The sequence below is a fragment of the Streptomyces beijiangensis genome (assembly GCF_017315755.1).
Lineage (GTDB): Bacteria > Actinomycetota > Actinomycetes > Streptomycetales > Streptomycetaceae > Streptomyces > Streptomyces beijiangensis.
In genome coordinates, this window is the sequence record NZ_JAFLRJ010000585.1 from 1 (window position 1) to 4,278 (window position 4,278).

Sequence of the window (4,278 nt, forward strand, 5' to 3'; positions counted from 1 at the left end):
GCACCAAGCCTCTGCCGACCTCCGTCTCCGGCACCGACGGCCTCAACTGGGACGGCCTCGCGCACTGCGAGTCGGGCGGCCGCCCCGGCGCGGTCGACTCGACGGGCAGCTACGGCGGTCTTTACCAGTTCGACGGTCAGACCTGGCGCTCGCTCGGTGGCAGCGGTGTCGCGCAGGACGCCCCGGCCCAGGAGCAGACGTACCGGGCGAAGAAGCTCTATGTGCAGCGGGGGTCGAGCCCGTGGCCGCACTGCGGCCGCAGGCTCTACAAGTGAGCGGCGCAAGGGGCGGCACAAGGGCCGGGGTGTGCTCCGGCACGGGAGACCGCCGTACGCTCTACGGGTGAGCACCACAGAGCCCGACGCCCTCCTCGGCCCCGCAGACATCCGCGAACTGGCGGCGGCGCTCGGCGTACGCCCGACCAAGCAGCGCGGTCAGAACTTCGTCATCGACGCCAATACGGTCCGCAGGATCGTACGGACGGCGGGGGTGCGCCCCGACGACGTGGTGGTCGAGGTGGGGCCCGGCCTGGGCTCGCTGACCCTCGCCCTCCTGGAGTCGGCGAGCAGCGTCGTCGCGGTCGAGATCGACGACGTGCTGGCGTCCGCGCTGCCGGCGACGATCGAGGCCAGGATGCCCGCCAGGAAGGACCGCTTCACGCTGGTCCACGCGGACGCGCTGCAGGTCAAGGAGCTCCCGGGCCCGCCGCCCACGGCGCTGGTCGCGAACCTTCCGTACAACGTGGCCGTCCCCGTGCTCCTGACCATGCTGGAGCGCTTTCCGTCCATCGAGCGCACGCTGGTCATGGTCCAGGCGGAGGTCGCCGACCGGCTGGCCGCCGAACCCGGCAACAAGGTCTACGGCGTCCCCTCGGTCAAGGCGAACTGGTACGCGGAGGTCAAGCGCGCCGGATCCATCGGCCGCAAGGTCTTCTGGCCCGCCCCGAACGTCGATTCCGGCCTGGTGGCGCTCGTCCGCCGTACGGAGCCGATTGCCACCACCGCCAGCAGGGCCGAGGTCTTCGCGGTGGTCGACGCCGCCTTCGCGCAGAGGCGCAAGACCCTGCGTGCGGCCCTTTCGGGCTGGGCGGGCTCGGCTGCGGCCGCGGAGGTCGCGCTGGTGGCGGCGGGCGTATCGCCGCAGGCGCGCGGCGAGTCGCTGACCGTGGAGGAGTTCGCGCGGATCGCGGAGGCCAAGGCGTGAGCGGTGGCGTCACGGTTCGCGTCCCCGCCAAGGTCAATGTGCAGCTGGCGGTGGGCGGGGCCCGGGCCGATGGGTTCCACGACCTGGCCAATGTCTTTCTCGCGGTGTCGCTGTACGACGAGGTCACGGTCACCCCGTCGCCCGACCGCCCGTACTTGACCTGCTCGGGTCCTTACGCCGAGCAGGTCCCCCTGGACAGTACGAACCTGGCCGCGCGCGCCGCCGAGGCACTCGCCTCCCGGTACGGCATCGACCCGGCAGCCCGGAACGTCCACATCCACATCGCCAAGGACATCCCCGTCGCGGGCGGCATGGCGGGCGGCAGCGCGGACGGCGCGGCAGCACTGCTGGCCTGCGACGCACTCTGGGGCACGGGCGCTTCCCGTACGGAACTTCTCGGGATCTGCGCCGAACTGGGCAGCGATGTCCCCTTCAGCCTGGTGGGCGGCGCGGCATTGGGCACGGGGCGCGGCGAGAAACTGACCGATCTCGAGGTGGGCGGCACGGGCTTCCACTGGGTGTTCGCGACGGCCGACGGCGGCCTCTCCACCCCGGCGGTCTTCCGGGAATTCGACCGCCTGACGCCGCAGGCCCCGGCACCGGAGGCGTCGCCCGCCCTGCTGGAGGCGCTGCGGTCGGGCGACGCGGAGGCCCTGGCGGTCACGCTCACGCACTCCAATGACCTCCAGCCGGCGGCACTGTCCCTGCGCCCGGCCCTGGCGGAGACGCTGGAGGCGGGTGTGGCGGCGGGCGCCCTGGCGGGCCTGGTCTCGGGCTCGGGCCCGACGACGGCGTTCCTGGCGGCGGACGCGGGAGCGGCCGAGAAGGTGGCGGAGGCACTGCGCGATTCGGGGACGTGCAGGTCGGCGCGGGCGGCGACGTCGCCCGCCCCGGGCGCAAGGGTCCTTTAAATACTGCGCTGGGTGGGGAATCCGGGGGACAAGGACCCGTACCGGACTCCGCACCGGGAACTGCTGGCGCGGGACAAGGCGGGTGTGCTGTGGCTCTACAAGGGCACCGGCCGGGCTTCCGCCCCGTACGCGGCCCGCACCCGCACCGGCGGCGGCTGGTCGCAGTACAACCAGATCTTCTAGCGGGATCGCCGGATCGGACGGCCATTTGCGCAACGTACGCTGGGAGATCGACAGATTCCCCCTTCTCTGGAGCGTCAATGGCCGTCAACCTCGTCAATGTCGAGGCCGTCAGCAAGGTCTACGGGACCCGTGCCCTGCTCGACGGTGTCTCACTCGGCGTCTCCGAGGGCGACCGGATCGGTGTCGTCGGCCGCAACGGCGACGGCAAGACGACGCTGATCCGGATGCTCGCCCAGCTCGAGGATCCGGACACCGGCCGCGTCACCCAGGTCGGCGGCCTCCAGCTCGGGGTGCTCACCCAGCACGACTCCCTCGACCCGGACGCGACCATCCGCCACGAGGTCATCGGCGACATGGCCGACCACGAGTGGGCGGGCAACGCGAAGATCCGCGACGTCCTCACCGGGCTTTTCGGCGGCCTCGACCTGCCCGGATTCGGGCAGGGCCTCGACACTGTCATCGCCCCCCTCTCCGGCGGCGAGCGCCGCCGTATCGCGCTCGCCAAGCTCCTCATCGGCGAGCCCGACCTGATCGTCCTCGACGAGCCGACCAACCACCTCGACGTCGAGGGCATCTCCTGGCTGGCCAGGCACCTCCAGGCGCGCCGCTCCGCACTCGTCTGCGTCACTCACGACCGCTGGTTCCTCGACCAGGTCTGCACCCGCATGTGGGACGTACAGCGAGGCTCCGTCCATGAGTACGAGGGCGGCTACAGCGACTACGTCTTCGCCCGTGCCGAGCGTGAGCGCATTGCCTCCACCGAGGAGTCCAAGCGCCAGAACCTGATGCGCAAGGAGCTCGCCTGGCTGCGGCGCGGCGCCCCCGCCCGTACGTCCAAGCCGCGCTACCGCATCGAGGCCGCCAACGAGCTGATCGCCGATGTGCCGCCGCCCCGCGACACCAGCGCGCTGATGAAGTTCGCCAACGCGCGACTCGGCAAGACCGTGTTCGACCTTGAGGACGTCACCGTCCAGGCCGGACCCAAGGTCCTCCTCAAGCACCTCACCTGGCACCTGGGCCCCGGCGACCGCATCGGCCTCGTCGGGGTGAACGGCGCGGGCAAGACCTCGCTCCTTCGCGCACTCGCCGAAGCCTCCCGAAGCGGCGGCGAAGTACAGCCCGTCGCGGGCAAGGTCATCGTCGGCAAGACCGTCAAGCTCGCCTACCTCTCGCAGGAGGTCAGCGAACTGCCGCCCACCCTGCGGGTGTTGGAAGCAGTTCAGCAGGTACGCGACCGGGTGGACCTGGGCAACGGCCGCGAGCTGACCGCGGGCCAGCTCTGCGAGCAGTTCGGTTTCTCCAAGGAGAAGCAGTGGACGCCCGTCGGAGACCTCTCCGGTGGTGAGCGCCGCCGTCTGCAGATCCTGCGCCTCCTCATGGACGAGCCGAACGTCCTGTTCCTCGACGAGCCCACCAACGACCTCGACATCGAGACGCTGACGCAGCTGGAGGACCTGCTCGACAGCTGGCCGGGATCGCTGATCGTGATCTCCCACGACCGGTTCTTCATCGAGCGCACCACGGACAAGGTGTTCGCCCTGCTCGGAGATGCCACGCTGCGGATGCTGCCGCGCGGGATCGACGAGTACCTGGAGCGCAGGCAGCGCGTCCTCGACGCGTTCGTGCCCTCGGCACCGGCCGGTTCCTCCTCGCACTCCGCGCCTGCCGCGCCGAAGGTCTCCTCCGAGGCGGCGCGCGCCGCGAAGAAGGAGCTGCAGAAGATCGAGCGGCAGCTCAGCAAGATGTCCGACCGCGAGACCTCGCTGCACGCGCAGATCGCCGACAACTCCACCGACTTCGAGAAGGTCGCGAAGCTCGACGCCGAACTGCGTGAACTCATCACGCAGCGCGACAAGTTGGAGATGCGCTGGCTGGAGCTGGCCGAGGCTGCCCAGTAAAGGGGCCCCAGGTCACGTAACAGCGCCATCACGGGCCGGTCCTCCCTTGGCCACAGGGGGGTGACCGGCCCGTGATGGCGCTG

At 70.8% G+C, this 4,278-nt stretch carries 5 protein-coding genes; all 5 read left to right on the forward strand.

Features of this window, described 5'->3' with window-relative positions; all coding sequences use genetic code 11:
* A partial coding sequence (locus J0695_RS37160) for a transglycosylase family protein (protein WP_206969172.1) occupies positions 1–275 on the forward strand: 275 nt, incomplete at its 5' end.
* Positions 276–342: 67 nt separating this feature from the next.
* Complete coding sequence (rsmA, locus tag J0695_RS37165; protein ID WP_206969173.1) at positions 343–1,203, forward strand: 16S rRNA (adenine(1518)-N(6)/adenine(1519)-N(6))-dimethyltransferase RsmA; 861 nt, start codon at positions 343–345, stop codon at positions 1,201–1,203.
* On the forward strand, positions 1,200–2,114 hold the full coding sequence (locus tag J0695_RS37170) for a 4-(cytidine 5'-diphospho)-2-C-methyl-D-erythritol kinase (RefSeq protein WP_206969174.1): 915 nt from the start codon (positions 1,200–1,202) through the stop codon (positions 2,112–2,114). The genes rsmA and J0695_RS37170 overlap by 4 nt, the downstream gene beginning before the upstream one ends.
* Before the next feature lie 12 nt (positions 2,115–2,126).
* A complete protein-coding gene (locus J0695_RS37175) occupies positions 2,127–2,297 on the forward strand; it encodes a hypothetical protein (RefSeq protein ID WP_206969175.1) in 171 nt (56 codons plus the stop codon).
* Between the two features lie 77 nt (positions 2,298–2,374).
* Positions 2,375–4,195: an ABC-F family ATP-binding cassette domain-containing protein gene (locus J0695_RS37180; protein ID WP_206969176.1), complete on the forward strand. Its 1,821-nt coding sequence runs from the start codon at positions 2,375–2,377 to the stop codon at positions 4,193–4,195.
* Positions 4,196–4,278: the final 83 nt, after the last annotated feature.